The sequence below is a fragment of the Seonamhaeicola sp. NFXS20 genome (assembly GCF_049132085.1).
GTDB lineage: Bacteria > Bacteroidota > Bacteroidia > Flavobacteriales > Flavobacteriaceae > Seonamhaeicola.
The window spans coordinates 115,003-130,895 of sequence record NZ_JAFMPU010000002.1 but is presented as its reverse complement, the minus strand read 5'-3'; the positions used below and the strand labels follow the sequence as shown (position 1 = coordinate 130,895).

General features: G+C 30.6%; 20 protein-coding genes and 1 tRNA gene. 5 read left to right on the top strand and 16 right to left on the bottom strand.

Going from position 1 to position 15,893, the window contains the following annotated elements; all coding sequences use genetic code 11:
* Together J1D01_RS03755 and J1D01_RS03750 are read right to left on the bottom strand one after the other, a co-directional pair.
* Window positions 1-1,344 carry a tyrosine-type recombinase/integrase gene (locus tag J1D01_RS03755; protein ID WP_421149879.1) on the bottom strand — a complete coding sequence of 448 codons (1,344 nt, stop codon included), beginning with the start codon at window positions 1,342-1,344 and terminating at the stop codon, window positions 1-3.
* A gap of 54 nt (window positions 1,345-1,398) precedes the next feature.
* A tRNA-Met gene (locus tag J1D01_RS03750) sits at window positions 1,399-1,472 on the bottom strand.
* Window positions 1,473-1,606: 134 nt separating this feature from the next.
* Between J1D01_RS03750 and J1D01_RS03745 the strand changes: the two genes are divergently transcribed.
* Window positions 1,607-1,999 (top strand): START-like domain-containing protein, encoded by a 393-nt coding sequence (locus J1D01_RS03745; RefSeq protein ID WP_372937726.1) that lies wholly within the window; start codon window positions 1,607-1,609, stop codon window positions 1,997-1,999.
* A gap of 65 nt (window positions 2,000-2,064) precedes the next feature.
* A complete protein-coding gene (locus J1D01_RS03740; protein ID WP_421149878.1) occupies window positions 2,065-2,907 on the top strand; it encodes an aminotransferase class IV in 843 nt (280 codons plus the stop codon).
* On the opposite strand, the gene J1D01_RS03735 is transcribed toward J1D01_RS03740, so the two are convergent.
* From J1D01_RS03735 to J1D01_RS03715, 5 genes are all read right to left on the bottom strand, one after another.
* Window positions 2,904-3,464, bottom strand: a complete 561-nt coding sequence (locus J1D01_RS03735) for a YqgE/AlgH family protein (RefSeq protein WP_372937728.1) — start codon at window positions 3,462-3,464, stop codon at window positions 2,904-2,906. The two genes, J1D01_RS03740 and J1D01_RS03735, sit on opposite strands and share 4 nt — an antisense overlap.
* A 126-nt stretch (window positions 3,465-3,590) precedes the next feature.
* The gene (locus J1D01_RS03730; RefSeq protein WP_148541332.1) at window positions 3,591-3,863 is read right to left on the bottom strand and encodes an HU family DNA-binding protein; all 273 of its coding nucleotides are present in this window, start codon (window positions 3,861-3,863) and stop codon (window positions 3,591-3,593) included.
* 190 nt (window positions 3,864-4,053) lie between these two features.
* Window positions 4,054-5,001: a methionyl-tRNA formyltransferase gene (gene fmt / locus J1D01_RS03725; RefSeq protein ID WP_372937729.1), complete on the bottom strand. Its 948-nt coding sequence runs from the start codon at window positions 4,999-5,001 to the stop codon at window positions 4,054-4,056.
* Window positions 4,998-6,905 (bottom strand): RecQ family ATP-dependent DNA helicase, encoded by a 1,908-nt coding sequence (locus J1D01_RS03720; protein WP_421149877.1) that lies wholly within the window; start codon window positions 6,903-6,905, stop codon window positions 4,998-5,000. The genes fmt and J1D01_RS03720 overlap by 4 nt, the downstream gene beginning before the upstream one ends.
* Before the next feature lie 6 nt (window positions 6,906-6,911).
* Complete coding sequence (locus tag J1D01_RS03715) at window positions 6,912-7,445, bottom strand: AAA family ATPase (RefSeq protein ID WP_421149876.1); 534 nt, start codon at window positions 7,443-7,445, stop codon at window positions 6,912-6,914.
* A gap of 190 nt (window positions 7,446-7,635) precedes the next feature.
* On the opposite strand from J1D01_RS03715, the gene J1D01_RS03710 reads away from it, so the two are divergent.
* The 3 genes from J1D01_RS03710 (at window position 7,636) to murA (ending at window position 9,943) form a co-directional block, all read left to right on the top strand.
* Window positions 7,636-7,929, top strand: a complete 294-nt coding sequence (locus tag J1D01_RS03710) for a DUF493 domain-containing protein (protein ID WP_372937732.1) — start codon at window positions 7,636-7,638, stop codon at window positions 7,927-7,929.
* A 66-nt stretch (window positions 7,930-7,995) separates the two neighbouring features.
* On the top strand, window positions 7,996-8,625 hold the full coding sequence (locus J1D01_RS03705) for a DUF4290 domain-containing protein (RefSeq protein ID WP_076702085.1): 630 nt from the start codon (window positions 7,996-7,998) through the stop codon (window positions 8,623-8,625).
* A gap of 7 nt (window positions 8,626-8,632) precedes the next feature.
* Window positions 8,633-9,943, top strand: coding sequence for a UDP-N-acetylglucosamine 1-carboxyvinyltransferase (murA, locus tag J1D01_RS03700; protein WP_421149875.1), 1,311 nt, complete (start codon window positions 8,633-8,635; stop codon window positions 9,941-9,943).
* A gap of 78 nt (window positions 9,944-10,021) precedes the next feature.
* Here murA and J1D01_RS03695 read toward each other — a convergent pair whose 3' ends face one another.
* The 9 genes from J1D01_RS03695 to J1D01_RS03655 all read right to left on the bottom strand — a co-directional run bounded on the left by J1D01_RS03695 (window position 10,022) and on the right by J1D01_RS03655 (window position 15,891).
* Window positions 10,022-10,240, bottom strand: a complete 219-nt coding sequence (locus J1D01_RS03695; RefSeq protein ID WP_076702080.1) for a hypothetical protein — start codon at window positions 10,238-10,240, stop codon at window positions 10,022-10,024.
* Between the two features lie 174 nt (window positions 10,241-10,414).
* Window positions 10,415-10,882, bottom strand: a complete 468-nt coding sequence (locus J1D01_RS03690) for an SRPBCC family protein (RefSeq protein WP_421149874.1) — start codon at window positions 10,880-10,882, stop codon at window positions 10,415-10,417.
* Window position 10,883: 1 nt separating this feature from the next.
* On the bottom strand, window positions 10,884-11,348 hold the full coding sequence (locus tag J1D01_RS03685) for a TspO/MBR family protein (RefSeq protein ID WP_421149873.1): 465 nt from the start codon (window positions 11,346-11,348) through the stop codon (window positions 10,884-10,886).
* Entirely contained in the window at window positions 11,332-11,511 is a 180-nt protein-coding gene (locus J1D01_RS03680) for a Lacal_2735 family protein (RefSeq protein ID WP_421149872.1), read from the bottom strand. Before J1D01_RS03680 ends, J1D01_RS03685 begins: the two co-directional genes overlap by 17 nt.
* Window positions 11,512-11,532: 21 nt before the next feature.
* The gene (locus tag J1D01_RS03675; RefSeq protein ID WP_421149871.1) at window positions 11,533-12,066 is read right to left on the bottom strand and encodes a glutathione peroxidase; all 534 of its coding nucleotides are present in this window, start codon (window positions 12,064-12,066) and stop codon (window positions 11,533-11,535) included.
* Window positions 12,067-12,072: 6 nt separating this feature from the next.
* The gene (locus J1D01_RS03670) at window positions 12,073-12,756 is read right to left on the bottom strand and encodes an SDR family NAD(P)-dependent oxidoreductase (RefSeq protein ID WP_421149870.1); all 684 of its coding nucleotides are present in this window, start codon (window positions 12,754-12,756) and stop codon (window positions 12,073-12,075) included.
* Between the two features lie 27 nt (window positions 12,757-12,783).
* Complete coding sequence (locus J1D01_RS03665) at window positions 12,784-13,005, bottom strand: hypothetical protein (RefSeq protein WP_372938324.1); 222 nt, start codon at window positions 13,003-13,005, stop codon at window positions 12,784-12,786.
* Window positions 13,006-13,085: 80 nt separating this feature from the next.
* Window positions 13,086-14,516, bottom strand: coding sequence for an SDR family oxidoreductase (locus J1D01_RS03660; protein ID WP_372938322.1), 1,431 nt, complete (start codon window positions 14,514-14,516; stop codon window positions 13,086-13,088).
* A 64-nt stretch (window positions 14,517-14,580) separates the two neighbouring features.
* On the bottom strand, window positions 14,581-15,891 hold the full coding sequence (locus tag J1D01_RS03655; RefSeq protein WP_421149869.1) for an ABC1 kinase family protein: 1,311 nt from the start codon (window positions 15,889-15,891) through the stop codon (window positions 14,581-14,583).
* Window positions 15,892-15,893: the final 2 nt, after the last annotated feature.

Here is a 15,893-nt window from a genome sequence, read left to right as displayed (position 1 = left end):
TTATTTTAAAAGGTTTGAATAATCATTAGGTAATGCTGCATCTATATTTCTCAAATATTTTTCTAGAGCAGTCATGGTTGAATGCCCTGTTATTTGCATAAGAGCACTTTTAGCAGCAAAAGGAGACGATTCTTTTATCAGACCTCTGTATAGCTTTGTTATAATGGTATGTCTAAAACTATATAACGTTTGGTTTTCATCTAAATTAAAGTGCTTTTTTATCAGAGTATTAAATTGTTTAGAAAAATAGTTGCTTCTATTTTTTTCAGCAGCCTCCCAAGTACCACCAATTTTTTTTGGAGTAAATAAATAATGTTCAGGATTTAGTTTTGATAAATCAGGTAACTCGTCTAATAATATTTTAGGAATAATTTTTGTCTTTAGAGGGCTATTTTTAGCCTTAAACCTAATGGTGTTATTGGTAAGATCAAAGTCTTTTATCTTCAATCTACAAACTTCAATTGGGCGGGAACAGGTATAGGCAAAAAATTTGATAAAGAATAGTAATATGGGGTCCTCTTTCTCTAAATGAGTGAATATTTTTTCTAGTTCTTCAAAATTATAGGCCTTGTTTTTTTGAGGGATGCTTTTTAAAGGAGGTATCTTTTTCATAGGATTACTAGAAATTATTTCGTTATCCTCCATTGTTTGTAGCAAACTACTTAAATTTAACCGATAATTATTACGATTTCTTGGTGATGATTTTAGTAAAATAGAATTTAAAAACTTTAAGGCTATTTTCTTGGTAAACTGGTCAATGGTTTTTATCTCAGGATGATTTGTTTTAAGCCATTTAATAAAGGCTTCAGAAGCATAAGTGTAATCTTGAAGAGATCTTTGGCTAATTTGGTTTTGTTTGATTTTTAAACTGAAATCAAAAGCCTCTTTTAAGCTCATTCTTTCTTCTTGAGGAGTAGGTTCTGTGGTAGGTACAGATTCTTTTACCAAATTTTTAACTAAAGGTTTGGTTTCTTCTTTTAGACTATGATTACTTTGAGTTTTATTTTGTTTAGCTAATTTATTCTTATGAAATTCTGTATTGTTAACATAAGGGTTGTACCCCTCTTTTAAAAATTTAAGTAACCTTCTTCTGTATAGTGATAAGGCTGATAGTCTTTCTTCTTTGGTTTTAAAAGAATTAGCTTTACCATAAATGTTTTTCATTCGTTGTAGCTTACCTGTCTCAGGATTTCGGAAGGAATAATATACATACCAGCGCTTTGATAAATCGCCGTTTGCAGTATAAATTTTTGGATTAGAGAAATTCTTTTTGTGTTCCAAATCGTGTTCCAAATCGTGTTCATTTTGGACTTCTAAAGTAATTAAATCTAAAATATTTTCCATAAAAAAACGGTTTAGAGTGAACTAAACCGTTGATTTTGGGTGATTTTCCTGTTGTAGCGAGATCGAGATTTGAACTCGAGACCTCCGGGTTATGAATCCGACGCTCTAACCAACTGAGCTACCTCGCCATAATTTTGTGGCTGCAAATATAAAAACAATATTTATCTCAACAAACATAAACTAATTAAAATTATTATTAAAAAAATTACGCTACTTATCAATTAATGTATATATTAGGCAACATTAAATTTTTAAAGTATTTATGGACGATAAAATTAGATTTGATATAGAGTTCCCTATTCAGGCTTCGCCGCAATTATTGTATCAATATATTTCAACACCATCAGGTTTATCAGAATGGTTTTCAGATAACGTAAACTCGCGTGGTGAGTTATTTACATTTATTTGGGATGATAGTGAAGAGCAAGCTAAATTATTAAGTAAAAAGAGTGGCGAGCGGGTTAAATTTAGATGGTTGGCCGATGAAGAAGAGGGTGCATCTTATTATTTTGAAATTAGAATTCAAGTTGATGAAATTACTAAAGACGTATCTTTAATGATAACAGATTTTGCTGAAGAAGATGAAATTGATGAAGCTAAAATGCTCTGGGAAAATCAAATATCAGATTTAAAGCAGGTATTAGGTTCTGCATAAGTTTAAATGATATAATTAAATTATATTTGTCCTGTTTTCAATAACCATGAAAATGGGATTTTTTTATGATAAATTTTAACGGTACTATTTTAGACAATAACAAGGTTATTTCTACAGAAAATAGAGGATTTGCCTATGGCGATGCACTTTTTGAAACTATTAAAGCTAGCCACGGAAAAATTTTGTTTTTAGAAGATCATTATTTTAGATTAATGGCGTCTATGCGAATTATGAGAATGGATATTCCTATGAATTTTACTATGGAATATTTAGAATCTCAAATCCTTTTAACCATAGAAAAAAATAACCTCATGCAGGCTTCTGCTAGAGTAAAATTTACCGTTTTTAGAGAGGAAGGAGGTTTGTACACACCATCAAATAACAGTGTTAGTTTTATAGTAGCTGTTAAACCTTTAGAAGATGATTTTTATACCTTAAGTGATCATTTTTATGAAGTAGATTTGTTTAAAGATTATTACCTGTCTCCAAGTTTATTATCAACCTTAAAAACCAATAATAAAGCATTAAATGTGGTTGGTAGTATTTTTGCAAAAGAAAACAAGTTAAGCAACTGTTTAATTTTAAATACAAATAAACATGTAGTAGAGGCCTTAAACGGTAATGTGTTTTTAGTAAAAGGTAATATTATTAAAACACCACCAATTTCTGATGGTTGCTTAAAGGGTATTATGCGAAAACAAATTATAGATATTCTTAGTAAAATACCTAATTATGAAATTGAAGAGGCTTCGGTTTCTCCTTTTGAGATTCAAAAAGCCGATGAAATATTTATTACCAATGTAATTGTGGGCATTCAGCCAATATCTAAATACAGAAAGAAACAGTTTTCAACAGTAGTTTCTAAAGAAATAATAGGGAAATTAAATGCTAAAATAAGATTAAGCTAGTTGTAATTAGGATTTTCTGGGGCATTAGACCAAATACTATATTCGCCACCAAATTCTAACATTTTTTCTTTCCAGAAAGATTTATAATCTTTTTCTATAATGTTCTTTTTGTATATATTTTCAGTTACTACCCAAGAGTTGGCTTTTAGTTCATCTTCTAACTGAAAAGCGCTCCACCCAGAATATCCTAAAAAGAACTTAATATCTTTCTCGTTTATACTATGGTTAGCAATAAGCTCTGCTACTTTGTTAAAATCACCTCCCCAATAAATACCTAAAGATATTTCAATACTGTTTGGTATTAAATCAGGTATTTTGTGAATAAAATATAAATTATCTTGTTCTACAGGTCCGCCGTTGTAAACTTTAAAATCAGACTCAATTTCAGGAACAAGCTCTTTAATAGTGTAATCTAAGGGTTTATTTAAAATAAAACCTATAGAACCTTCTTCTGAATAGTCTGCAATAAGTACAATAGAACGATTGAAAGAAACATCACCAATTATTGAAGGCTCAGCGATTAACAAATTTCCTTTTTTTGGCTTTATTGTAATCATGCTTTTTAATGATTTAGTAATTAAATCTAGTATTTATTTATTAAAAAAGCAACTATTTACCTATTAGAAACAAAAAAGCCTTCAAATTTAGAAGGCTTTTTAATGTTATAATAAGTTGTTAACTAATTAGTTTACAGCGTTAGATAAATCTGCACCAGCTTTAAATTTAACAACATTTTTTGCTTTTATTTTGATAGTCTCACCAGTTTGTGGGTTTCTTCCTTCTCTAGCAGCTCTTTTAGAAACTGACCAAGAACCAAAACCAACTAAAGAAACTCTGTTACCTTTTTGTAAAGCACCTTCTATTTCAATAATTGCACATTCTAAAGCTTTTTTAGCAGCTGCCTTAGTAATTCCTGCATGTTCTGCCATTGCATCGATTAAATCTGTTTTGTTCATAATATAAAGTTTAATTATTAATAAATTGGTTAAAACATTTTTGTTTAAATCCTCTACAAATTTATACGGATTATGCAATCACGCAAGTAATAGCAAGGGAAAAACCCATATTTGTTAATAACTTAGGAGATTTGTTAATAAAGGTGGTGTATTTCACCGATATTTTCCTAATATCACTGTTAGTAAGGGTTTAGAGCATTTTAGCATTTTTTTCTAAAGAATAACCATTTAGTAAAGATCCTACATGCATTGTGCGTTTACCCGGAAGTTTTATTTCCTTTATTAATATATACCCATTTTTAACAGCTACTTTTAACTGATTTTTGGTTGAAATTATGCTACCAATTTCCAAAGTGTGGGCTTCAATTTCTTTTTCTACTTCATAAATTTTTATATCTAATTGCTCATTACCATTAATTAATGTACACCAAGCGGCTGGATATGGACTTAAGCCACGTATTAAATTGTAAATATTATCAATGGTGTCGTTCCAATTTATTTTGCAATTGTCTCTATTGAGTTTGTGAGCAGTTTTAATGGCATCGGTATCAACTTGAGGTTTAGTTGTAACAGAGCCTTTTTTAATTAGAGCAACGGTTTTTAAAACCAATTGGCTACCGGTTATCATTAATTTATCGTGTAAACTGCCAGCATTTTCCTTGGGCTCAATGGCAACTTCTTCTTGAAGAATCATTTCACCAGTATCAATTTTTTCATCAATAAAAAAGGTAGATACACCCGTTTTTGTTTCGCCATTTATAATAGCCCAATTAATGGGGGCTGCACCACGATAGTTTGGTAATAACGAGGCGTGTAAATTAAACGTGCCGTATTTTGGCATTTGCCAAACTACTTTAGGTAACATTCTAAAAGCTACTACAATTTGAAGATTGGCTTTAAGCGCTTTTAGTTCTTTTAAAAAAGATTCGCTTTTTAAATTAGTAGGTTGCAGAATGTTAAGGTTGTTTTCTTTAGCATATTTTTTAACAGCACTTTCATTAAGCTTTCTGCCTCTGCCTGCTGGTTTGTCTGGGGCTGTAATAACCCCAACAATGTTATAATGGTTATCTACTAACGTTTTTAAGGTGGCAACAGCAAAATCTGGAGTTCCCATAAAAACAATGCTTAAATCTTTCATAATGGATTTAATTTATAGGTATTTGTTTTTGTTATTGTAATAATATGGTGTTCTAACAAAAGTTTTAATGTAGTTTTTAAATCTTTTTCAGAGCAATTTAATTTTGAAACGATTGCTCTAGATGATAAATCGCCTTGTTGTTCTAGGAGTTCAATAATACGGCTTTTTAATGTGTTGTAGTCAACTTTTTTAGTCTTTTTTTTTGTTGCAATACATACAGAACAAACACCACAAGGTTCTAATTTTTTTTCACCAAAATAGGAGAGAAGTTGCATGCTTTTGCAAACACTATCATTTTCTATATAATCTAAGATAGCTTTGACTTGACCTTGTTTTATATTGTTTTGTTGTTTTACAGTAGTGGCAATTCTATTAATAGTTTTTTCATCTTCCCTAGGTTGTATAAAAGTTATTTGTGCATCAGTTTTGGCTAAATTAAGGCTAATAACTTGGTCTTTTTCTAGCCTTTGCAATACATTAATTATAGTAGATTCTGTAACAGACGCTTTTTCAGCCACCTTAAGTGTGTTTATTTTTGTTTCGTGATCAAAAATACCACCATACATTCTAAGAATAGATTTAATTATGATGTTTAAATCTGGATGATGATCTAAATAGTTAAAAATAGCGGTGTTAGATATTATAAATTGTACGGTAACCTTGTTTTTAAACTGTTTAGAAAGATTAATAATACTATTTCTATCTAGTATTTGAATGGCATTGTAACATAAAACAGAACTAAATTTATATGTTTTACAAAAGGTATTAAAGTTAAAATCATACGTGGTATATGCGCCTTCGCCATATGATATTTGAAAGTAGTTACAGAGTTTTCGGTATACTTGTTTTATAAAATCTACCGTTGGTAAAACATTTAAAAACTGGTTTTTAACTAATTCTATATCGCTATTATTTTTTAAAATAACAGCAAAAGATTTTTCTCCATTTCTGCCAGCTCTTCCTGCTTCTTGAAAATAACTTTCAATACTTTCGGGTAAATTTATATGAATAACGGTTTTTACATCGGGCTTATCAATACCCATTCCAAAAGCATTGGTAGCAACCATAACTTGTTTTTGGTTGTTTAACCACGCTGCCATATGGGTTTCTTTTTCGGCATTCGAAAGTCCTCCATGATAATAAGTAGCAGTAATATTTTTAGAATTTAAAAATGAACTAACTTCTAGGGTAGATTTTCTATTTCTAACATATACAATAGATGATTGTGTATATTTTTTTAAAATGGTTTCTAATCTGTAATATTTATCATTTTCATGATAAACCATATAACCAATATTGGGTCTTAGAAAGGATTGTTTAAAGATTTTAGGTTGAATAAAATCTAGTTCTTTAATAATATCTTCAACTACTTCTGTTTTAGCCGAAGCGGTTAATGCTACAACGTTTACAGAAGGTTGTAGCTGTCTTAAAAGAGCAATGTTTTTATAGGCAGGCCTAAAGTCATTACCCCATTGAGAGATACAATGTGCTTCATCTACAGCAATAAGATTTACATGCATTTGCCTGATACGGTCTTGTACTAACTCTTGTTGTAAACGCTCTGGAGATAAATATAAAAACTTGTAATTGCCATAAATACAATTATCTAAAAGTGTATCTAAATCATTATGAGAAATACCACTTGTTATGGCTAAAGCTTTAATACCTTTATTGTTTAAGGTTTGTACTTGGTCTTTCATTAAAGCTATAAGCGGTGAAATAACAATACAAATACCTTTTTTTGCTAACGCCGGAATTTGAAAACATAGCGATTTACCACCACCAGTGGGCAAAAGAACAAAAGTGTCTTCTCCTGCAATAACCGATTCTATAATGGCTTCTTGATTATTTTTAAAAGAAGTAAAATTCCAATAACGCTCTAATATGTTAATTGGGTGTTCCATAAGCCATTAAAGCGAATTTAAAATAAAATCTGTACGTTCTTTCACAGTACCAAATGGTACATCTATTAAATTGTAATTGTAAGATTTATAAGTGTTTAAAAGGTGTTTATGAATTTTTAATGCCTGCTCAAAATTTTCATAACGCTCATTATCGCTAGTGTAAATAGCTTCCCATGGTTTTAAAATAAAGGTACAATCATAAGTGCTGCTATTACAAACATCAACAAAATGTTGCGGATAAGTATCTCCAATAAAATCCATATAAGCCAATACATCATGCACACCTCGGTCTAAAAAAACAAGGTCAGAATCAGCATTTAGAGCTTCAATAAATTGTTTGTGTCTGCCACTTAAAAGACGCTCACTAAATAATAACGGATCTGTTAAAAAGAGCTGCTCTATACCTTCTTTTTGAGCTTCTAGAATAACTTGTCTTGATATTTCTTCAAAACAATAAAACCCTCTTTTAATAAGCTCATTTATAATAGTAGATTTTCCAGTTCCAGGGCCTCCTGTAATTACAACTTTTTTTGCTCTCAATACCTTATAATTTATCTGTAAAAATCGGAATTTAGAATTGATAAAAAAAATAGAATTGAAATCAGCGCATTTAAAATTATTGAAAAAATAATAGGAGAAGTTAATTTAGATTCCCCAAGCCTACATGAAACATTAAAAAAACAACAAAATAAATACATGAAAGTGTATATTTGCAGCATATAAAATAGCTATGGATGCATCACAAAAATCAGAAGAATTTTATAAAAAATTAAGAAGTCAACTTTATGAAACTACCAGTTGGCCAGCAGAATATTTGTATAAATTCATTGTAAAATCAGATATTAAAAAAATAGCAAAAATAGAAGCTATATTTGATAATATGGGAGCTGTTATTAATACTGTAGAGTCTAAAAACGGTAAATATACCAGTGTATCTGTTAATTTATTAATGAGAGATCCAAACAGTGTCATAGAAAAGTATAAAGAAGTTGCAGAAAAAGTTGAAGGCGTTATAAGTCTTTAGAATTTTTTTGTATTTTGCAAAAGCATAAATAACTACGTGCATAAATTTTAATTCCACACAATTATTTTGACAAATACTTTAGAATACAATACAGAACGGGAGCATTTAATTATTCCTGAATATGGTCGTCATATGCAAAAAATGATAAACCATGCTAAAACCGTTGAAGATAGAGAAGAACGTAATAAACTTGCTAAAGCCATTATATCTGTAATGGGAAATATGCAGCCTCATTTACGTGATGTTCCAGACTTTCAGCATAAACTTTGGGATCAGCTTTTCATTATGTCTAATTTTGAATTAGATGTAGATTCTCCCTATACAAAACCAACAAAAGAGTTATTAACAGAACGCCCAGAGCCTTTAAAATACCCCCAAAATCATCCAAAATATCGTTTTTACGGAAACAATATAAAAACCATGATTGATGTGGCAAATACTTGGGAAGAAGGAGAACTTAAACAAGCCTTGGTTTATACTATTGCAAACCACATGAAAAAGTGTTTTTTAAATTGGAATAAAGACACTGTTGAAGATATTGTAATTTATGATCATTTATTTGAGTTATCTGATGGAAAAATAAACCTTAGAGACTCAGAAGAAGATCTATCAGATGCTTCAAGTTTAATAAGAACCAAAACCAAGTATTCTGGCAAAAAACACCATAAAAAGAACAGACAAAGAAAACGCTATTAGTTAAAGCATGGGAGTATTTAAAATAGAAGGTGGTCATCAACTTAAAGGAAGCATACAACCACAAGGTGCAAAAAACGAAGCATTACAAATTTTATGTGCTGTTTTACTAACTCCAGAAAAAGTTACCATTTATAATATACCAGATATTGTAGATGTTAATAAACTTATTAATTTGCTAAAAAAACTAGGTGTTAAGGTTGAAAAACTTTCAAAAGGTACCTACTCATTTCAAGCAGATAATCTTAACCTAGAATATTTAGAATCTGACGAATTTAAAATTGATGGTCGTGGCTTACGTGGTTCCATAATGATTGTAGGGCCACTATTAGCTCGTTTTGGTAGAGGTTATATTCCTAAACCTGGTGGCGATAAAATAGGACGCCGTAGGTTAGATACCCATTTTGAAGGCTTTATAAAGTTAGGGGCTAAATTTGGTTACAGTAAAGAAGACCAGTTTTATGGTGTAGAAGCCAAAAAACTTAAAGGAACTTACATGTTGCTAGAGGAAGCGTCTGTTACAGGAACTGCTAATATTGTTATGGCAGCGGTTTTAGCAGAAGGACAAACAACTATATATAATGCGGCTTGCGAACCTTACCTACAACAGCTTTGTAAAATGCTAAATAGAATGGGAGCCAAAATTAGTGGAGTTGGGTCTAATATGTTAATTATTGATGGAGTAGAAAGTTTAGTAGGTACAGATCACACCATGCTGCCAGACATGATTGAAATTGGTAGTTGGATTGGTTTAGCTGCAATGACTAAAAGTGAATTAACTATTACCAATGTCTCTTGGGATGATTTAGGATTAATACCAAATGTGTTTAGAAAGTTAGGTATTACCGTTGAAAAACAAGGTGATGATATTCATATACCAGCGCATACCAATGGCTATGAAATACAAAGTTTTATAGATGGATCTATTTTAACCGTTTCTGATGCACCTTGGCCTGGGTTTACACCAGATTTATTAAGTATAATTTTGGTAGTAGCAACCCAAGCAAGAGGTAGTGTTTTAATTCATCAAAAAATGTTTGAAAGTCGTTTGTTCTTTGTAGATAAGTTAATAGATATGGGAGCTAAAATCATTTTATGTGATCCGCATAGAGCTACAGTAATAGGTCATGATTTTAAATCTTCGTTAAAAGCTACTACTATGACCTCGCCTGATATTCGTGCAGGTGTGTCCTTACTTATTGCTGCCTTATCTGCTAAAGGAACATCAACTATAATGAATATAGAACAAATAGATAGAGGTTACGAAAATATAGATGAACGTTTACGTGCTATTGGTGCTAAAATTGAACGTTTAGAATAAATATTCTTAGAGTACTTTAAAACAAAACGCCTCAATAAAATTGAGGCGTTTTGTTTTAGTTAAAGAGTATGTTAACATTTATACATTTCTACCTTTTAAACGCTTTTCAATTTTTTGTTTTATAACTGTTAAACGTTTCATTAAGTCCATAAGTTCAGGATCTTTATTTTCTTTATAAACATTGTTTATTTCTAAAATAAGTGCCTTTACTTCACGAGACGATTCAATACGCTCGCTAGTAGTTTTAAAAGTGTGTTTGCGTTGCTCAAACTCTAAAGCTTTATCTATCAATTCCATAGTCATTTTCAATTATTAATACTAATTACAATAAATTTTATTGTATTTTCACAATATAACAAAATTTCCCAAACTTATGTTTTTTTAAAGTATTTTTTGTACGAAATTAAATATTTAACCTTTTTTTATAATTATGCAGTTAAATATTTTATTTAATTAAAATGTAGCAAATTTTTAGATTTGGTATTCTCCAAACAATGTTATTAATTTTTTCTGGCGGTAATTAAAGATTTCTTCTAGTTTAGGTTTTACTAAAATAGGATGAAACATTTGGCCAATAAACCCAAAAGGCAGTTTGTAATCTATTATATCTTCCATTTCAACACCTCCATCAATGGGTTTTAAAAAATGTTTATGATGCCAAAGCGCATAGGGGCCAAAACGTTGTTCATCAATAAAATAAACCTTGTCTTTACAATGAGTAATTTCTGTAACCCATTTGGTTTTAATTCCTAATACAGGTGTTACTATATATTGAATTATTTGACCAGCATACATGGTTTTATCTGCGCCAGATAGAATGTGAAACCCCATGTAATTGGGTGTTATTGTTTTTAAGTTTTTTGGATTACTTAGAAAATCCCAAGCTTCAGTAACTGAAATTGGTAACTTTTGGGTTTTATGTAAGGTATAAATTTTCATGTTAATTTTTAAAGAAAATATAGCCATTAAGAGATGAAGCTATTAATAGCCAAATAAAATAGGGTAAAATGAGTAGGGTGGTAGAGCTTAAAGTTTTTCGGTATAATATCATAAATATACCTACAACAGCGGTAAGCATAAGAATTACAATAAATCCTACACCAATTAAATGCCTATTAAAAAACACGTAATTCCAACTTATATTTAATATAAATTGGATGATAAACAGTATAATAATTTCGGGTTTAGGGTGTAGTTTATATAGGTGGCCCATGAAAAAGGAAAAGCACACCATAATAGTAAACCAAGCAGCACCAAACACCCACCCAGGCGGAGTCCATGGGGCTTTGTTTAATGATAAATACCAGTCTTTTTGAGGGCCACCTGCCATTAGCCAATTGCCTAAAGCTAGGGCTAAAAAATTAATAGTTAAAAAAACAAGGATGTACTTAGTCAAGTTGTTCATGTTTAAGAGATTTTATTTGAGCCGCAATTAATTGAGCTTTTGCAAACTTCTCATCACTAGCAGCTCTATTTACAGATGATAGTTGATGCCATTCTTGCATAAGCTTTTTGAATTTTATTTCTAATTTTTCTTTTTTAGATTTTCTTTTAAAAAATGAGAACATAGCAATAAGTTTTTATGTTTATTATAAATGTTTAATAATTTTTTTACTTAATGGTTTGGTATAAGGTAAATAGAAATCAATTAAGTTACCATTTGGGTCTAATAAATATTTTTGAAAGTTCCACTTAACGGTAGAGTCTGTTTTTTCGTTATTAATTTTTTGAGTTAACCAAGTGTATAAGGGGTGTTGGTTTTTACCTTTAACATTTAATTTTTCAGTAATTAGAAAACTAACACCATAATTAATTTCGCAAAATGATTTGATTTCATCTGTATTACCAGGTTCTTGTTTTCCAAATTGATTACAAGGCACACCAATAACTTGTAAGTTCTCACCGTAATGCTCATGTAATTTTTGTAAATCTTGATATTGTGGTGTAAAACCGCATTTAGAAGCAACATTTACAAATAGCATATACTTTCCTTTAAATTTAGATAAATTTATTGGGGTGCCATTAAGAGCGTTGATACTAATGTCATAAATAGAATTAACAGGTAATTTATGAGACTTTGTTTTGTTGCCAAGGGTTGCTATAAAAGTTTTGAATATGTCCATATATAATTAAATTTTAAAGCTTACAATACCGCAATCCATTTCAAATATTTGTCCTGAAATGGCTGTGTTTTTATCTGATATTAAAAACAGCGCCATATCTGCAACTTCATAAGGAGACAAAATTCTTTTTAGTGGGTGACGTTCAGTTATATTTTCAATCATCTTGTCATTTCTAAGTAGTTTTGATGCCAATTGTGTATTGGTAACTGTTGGGGCAATGGCATTAATTTGAACTTTGGGAGCTAATTCTGCACCTAAAGATTTTACTAAACCTTCTACACCAGATTTTGCCACAGCTATACTGGCATGAAAAGGCATGCCTAGTTTAGTTGCAACTGTACTAAACATAAGAATAGAGGGAGCATTGGCGTTTTTAAGAATGGGTAAGTATTTTTGAATGGCTTTAACAGCACTAAGGACGTTTATTTCAAAATCATTTTTAAAATCATCAATAGATAACCTAGAAATAGGTTTTAAGTTTATACTTCCGGGACAATAAATTAATGTATCTGCATTCTTAATACTAGGGAGTTCATCCTGAGTAACATCGCAGCTAAAATGAGTTAAATTTTCATGTGCTAGTTCAGGAGATGTTCTACTTATGTTTATCACTTTGCAGGAAGTAAGAAGTTTGGTAATTATAGCGTTACCTATGCCTTTGCTTCCGCCAATTACAATAATTGTTCTCATAGTATCCCGGTCTTTTAATTTGTTGACTTAAATAGAGATATGACCTTTTAGTCGTTTTTCAACCTTTCTTTTAATAGCGGTTAAGCGCTTCATGATATCCATAATTTTCTCATCTTTTTTTTCTTTATATATTTTATTTAAACCTAAAATGAGCGCTTTGGCTTCTCTTGAAATTTTAACACGATCACTTGTTGAAAGCGATCTTAATTTTCTTTGTTCAAATTCTAATGCTTTGTTTATTAAATCCATGTTTTTAATTATTTTTAATTGAGTCTTAAATATTATTAATTAGTAATAAATTGGCTGTAGCTAAATGAGATAATTCAAGTTTAATTTTCTACGTATGTCAATTTATTAATCATACCAGAAAAAATTAAGCCATGAAACGGCCATACAGAGTACCAATACAATCTACCCCAAAGTCCGCGCGGTCTAAATGTTGCTGTTTGTTTAAGTTTATGTTCTTCTATTTTAAACTCTAACCAAGCTTCTCCGGGTAAGCGCATTTCGGCATAAAGTAACAGTTTTTGTTGTTTTTTATTTGCAAAAATAACACGCCAAAAGTCTAAAGCGTCTCCTGCGTCTAGTTGGGTAGGGTTAGTACGTCCGCGCCTTAAACCTATACCACCAAAAAGTTTATCTATATACCCTCTAATGCGCCATAAAAAATTACCATAGTACCAGCCATTCTTTCCACCAATGCTCCAAATTTTATTAATGGTTTTTTCTGCATTAATAACAGGGCGTTCCTTATAATCAGTAAAGCAACCATATTTGGGAACATTCACGTATTGGTGTAAACGCTTTCTTAATTTACCACTACTAACCATAGAATCTTTCCAACTAGACACAATACTATTTTGCTCAATTTTTTCAAAAGCTAGTTTTACAGCTGCTTTGTATGTAATTGGATTAACCTCTAAAATAGTATTAATGTTGCTTGGTTTGCCTATAATTGGTACACCCATACTAGCAACTAGAGAAGTGGCTAGTTTGTAAGATGTTGAGGTTACAAAATAAAGCCAGTAAGAAGATAATTTTGGTGTCATTACTGGTACGGTTAAAATATATCGTTTTAAACCTCGTACTTCGGCAAATTGTAGTAACATTTCTTTGTACGTAATTATTTCTGGGCCAAAGACATCATACGTTTGGTTAAACACATTTTTATTTCCTGCTGCTCTAAATAAAAAGGTTAAAACATCTCTAACAGCTAGGGGCTGTGTTTTGGTATTTAACCATTTTGGAGTTACCATAATGGGGAGTTTTTCAACTAAATCCCTAATAATTTCAAAAGAAGAACTCCCAGACCCCACTATGATACCTGCTTTAAAAATGGTTAAAGCATAATGTTTAGATTTTAATATGGTTTCTACATTTTTTCTAGATTGTAAATGCTTAGAAAGATAATCTTCATTGGTTATACCACTTAGGTATATAACTTGTTTTGTTTGTGTGGTTTCTATGTAATTTTTAAAATTAAAGGCACATTGTTTTTCTAAAGACTCAAAGTTTTTAGAAGAATTAGACATAGAATGAATTAAATAATACGCAACATCTATGTTCTGAGGAATGTTTTTTAGTGTTTTGTGGTTTAAAAAATCAGCTTCAATAACAAAAATATTAGGGTCTTCTATGTAATTTTTATCGGCACGTAATTTGTCGCGAACCACACAAACTACCTTATGACCTTGGTTTAATAACAAAGGTATTAAGCGTTTGCCTATGTAGCCGGTAGCTCCTGTTACTAGAATGGTCATTTTATTTTGTATTAATGCTTTGGATTTTTTGCATCCGTAGCGTTATTTTTACTTTTGTTAAGTATTATAATTTTAAGTAGTTGTTTATTTTGATATTTTGCGCTTTTAAATCGAACATTAAATTATACAAACCAAAAAATGTTCTATTTATATAAATGAAATGTTTAGAACCACGGTTACCATTCATCTTTTTTAAATCGGAATTTTTAGAATAGCGTTCTCCTAATTGTGCAATTTTCCCAAAGAAATCTGCATTAGAAAAGTCGAAATTTTCTTGATGAAAAGGTTGGGTAAACAAACTTAGCATCTCGTAAAACATATTAGTGAAAAATTCTTTTTCTTCTTTAGAATCACTAACTTTTAAAATTTCTAACTCATGAAGTTTAGCTATAAAAAAATTGCGATTAGCAATGTTTTCTTGTTTTGCTAATTCAAAATAAGGAATGTAAAATTCTACTGGAATAGATTTCATACATCCAAAATCTAAAGCTATTAATTCACCTTTTTTAGAAATTAGAAAATTCCCAGGATGAGGATCTGCATGTACTTTTTTTAAATTATGAATTTGGTACATGTAAAAATCCCAAAGGGCTTGTCCTAATTTATTTGCAGTGTCTTGATTGGTATTGTGCAACGTAAATTCTGAAAGATGTTCGCCATCCATATAATCCATGGTAATAATACGTTCAGAAGATAATTCTTGGTAATATTCAGGAAATCTTAAATTGTTAATGTGTGCACAAGCGGAGGCAATTTCTTTGCTTTGTTGTAGCTCTAAAATATAATTGGTTTCTTCAATAAGTTTATGCTCTACTTCTTTAAAGTATTTGTCAGAATCTTTTCCTTTAATATTAAACATACTCATGGCAACAGGTTTAACCATGGCTAAATCTGATGCAATACTTTCTGCAACTCCTGGATATTGGATTTTCACAGCAAGTTTTTTCCCATTCTTAGTTGCTATGTGCACCTGACCGATGCTTGCAGCATTTACAGAAGTTGCATTGAAAGTATCAAATAATTCATTGGGGTGTTTACCAAAATATTTTTTAAATGTTTTTATAACTAGAGGAGGCGATAAGGGTGGTACTGAAAACTGTGCTAGAGAGAATTTCTCAACATAGGCCTGAGGTAAAATACTTTTTTCCATGCTAAGCATTTGAGCCACTTTAAGGGCACTGCCTTTTAATTGTTTTAGTCCATTGTATATATCTTTGGCGTTGTTTTTATTTAAACGCTCTTTTGCGTCTTCTTGGGTATTTACAATTTTATCGCCATAATATTTTAAATAGTTTACACCAACTTTTGCACCGGTAGAAACCAATTTGGTTGCTCGCTGAATTTTAGATGTGGGTATATTATCAATGGTTTTCATAG

Excerpts from the sequence above, each read along its gene's own strand:
- J1D01_RS03755 (WP_421149879.1), bottom strand. The coding sequence starts at position 1,344 with ATGGAAAATATTTTAGATTTAATTACTTTAGAAGTCCAAAATGAACAC.
- J1D01_RS03745 (WP_372937726.1), top strand. The coding sequence starts at position 1,607 with ATGGACGATAAAATTAGATTTGATATAGAGTTCCCTATTCAGGCTTCG.
- J1D01_RS03740 (WP_421149878.1), top strand. The coding sequence starts at position 2,065 with ATGATAAATTTTAACGGTACTATTTTAGACAATAACAAGGTTATTTCT.
- J1D01_RS03735 (WP_372937728.1), bottom strand. The coding sequence starts at position 3,464 with ATGATTACAATAAAGCCAAAAAAAGGAAATTTGTTAATCGCTGAGCCT.
- J1D01_RS03730 (WP_148541332.1), bottom strand. The coding sequence starts at position 3,863 with ATGAACAAAACAGATTTAATCGATGCAATGGCAGAACATGCAGGAATT.
- fmt (WP_372937729.1), bottom strand. The coding sequence starts at position 5,001 with ATGAAAGATTTAAGCATTGTTTTTATGGGAACTCCAGATTTTGCTGTT.
- J1D01_RS03720 (WP_421149877.1), bottom strand. The coding sequence starts at position 6,905 with ATGGAACACCCAATTAACATATTAGAGCGTTATTGGAATTTTACTTCT.
- J1D01_RS03710 (WP_372937732.1), top strand. The coding sequence starts at position 7,636 with ATGGATGCATCACAAAAATCAGAAGAATTTTATAAAAAATTAAGAAGT.
- murA (WP_421149875.1), top strand. The coding sequence starts at position 8,633 with ATGGGAGTATTTAAAATAGAAGGTGGTCATCAACTTAAAGGAAGCATA.
- J1D01_RS03695 (WP_076702080.1), bottom strand. The coding sequence starts at position 10,240 with ATGGAATTGATAGATAAAGCTTTAGAGTTTGAGCAACGCAAACACACT.
- J1D01_RS03690 (WP_421149874.1), bottom strand. The coding sequence starts at position 10,882 with ATGAAAATTTATACCTTACATAAAACCCAAAAGTTACCAATTTCAGTT.
- J1D01_RS03685 (WP_421149873.1), bottom strand. The coding sequence starts at position 11,348 with ATGAACAACTTGACTAAGTACATCCTTGTTTTTTTAACTATTAATTTT.
- J1D01_RS03680 (WP_421149872.1), bottom strand. The coding sequence starts at position 11,511 with ATGTTCTCATTTTTTAAAAGAAAATCTAAAAAAGAAAAATTAGAAATA.
- J1D01_RS03675 (WP_421149871.1), bottom strand. The coding sequence starts at position 12,066 with ATGGACATATTCAAAACTTTTATAGCAACCCTTGGCAACAAAACAAAG.
- J1D01_RS03670 (WP_421149870.1), bottom strand. The coding sequence starts at position 12,756 with ATGAGAACAATTATTGTAATTGGCGGAAGCAAAGGCATAGGTAACGCT.
- J1D01_RS03665 (WP_372938324.1), bottom strand. The coding sequence starts at position 13,005 with ATGGATTTAATAAACAAAGCATTAGAATTTGAACAAAGAAAATTAAGA.
- J1D01_RS03660 (WP_372938322.1), bottom strand. The coding sequence starts at position 14,516 with ATGACCATTCTAGTAACAGGAGCTACCGGCTACATAGGCAAACGCTTA.
- J1D01_RS03655 (WP_421149869.1), bottom strand. The coding sequence starts at position 15,891 with ATGAAAACCATTGATAATATACCCACATCTAAAATTCAGCGAGCAACC.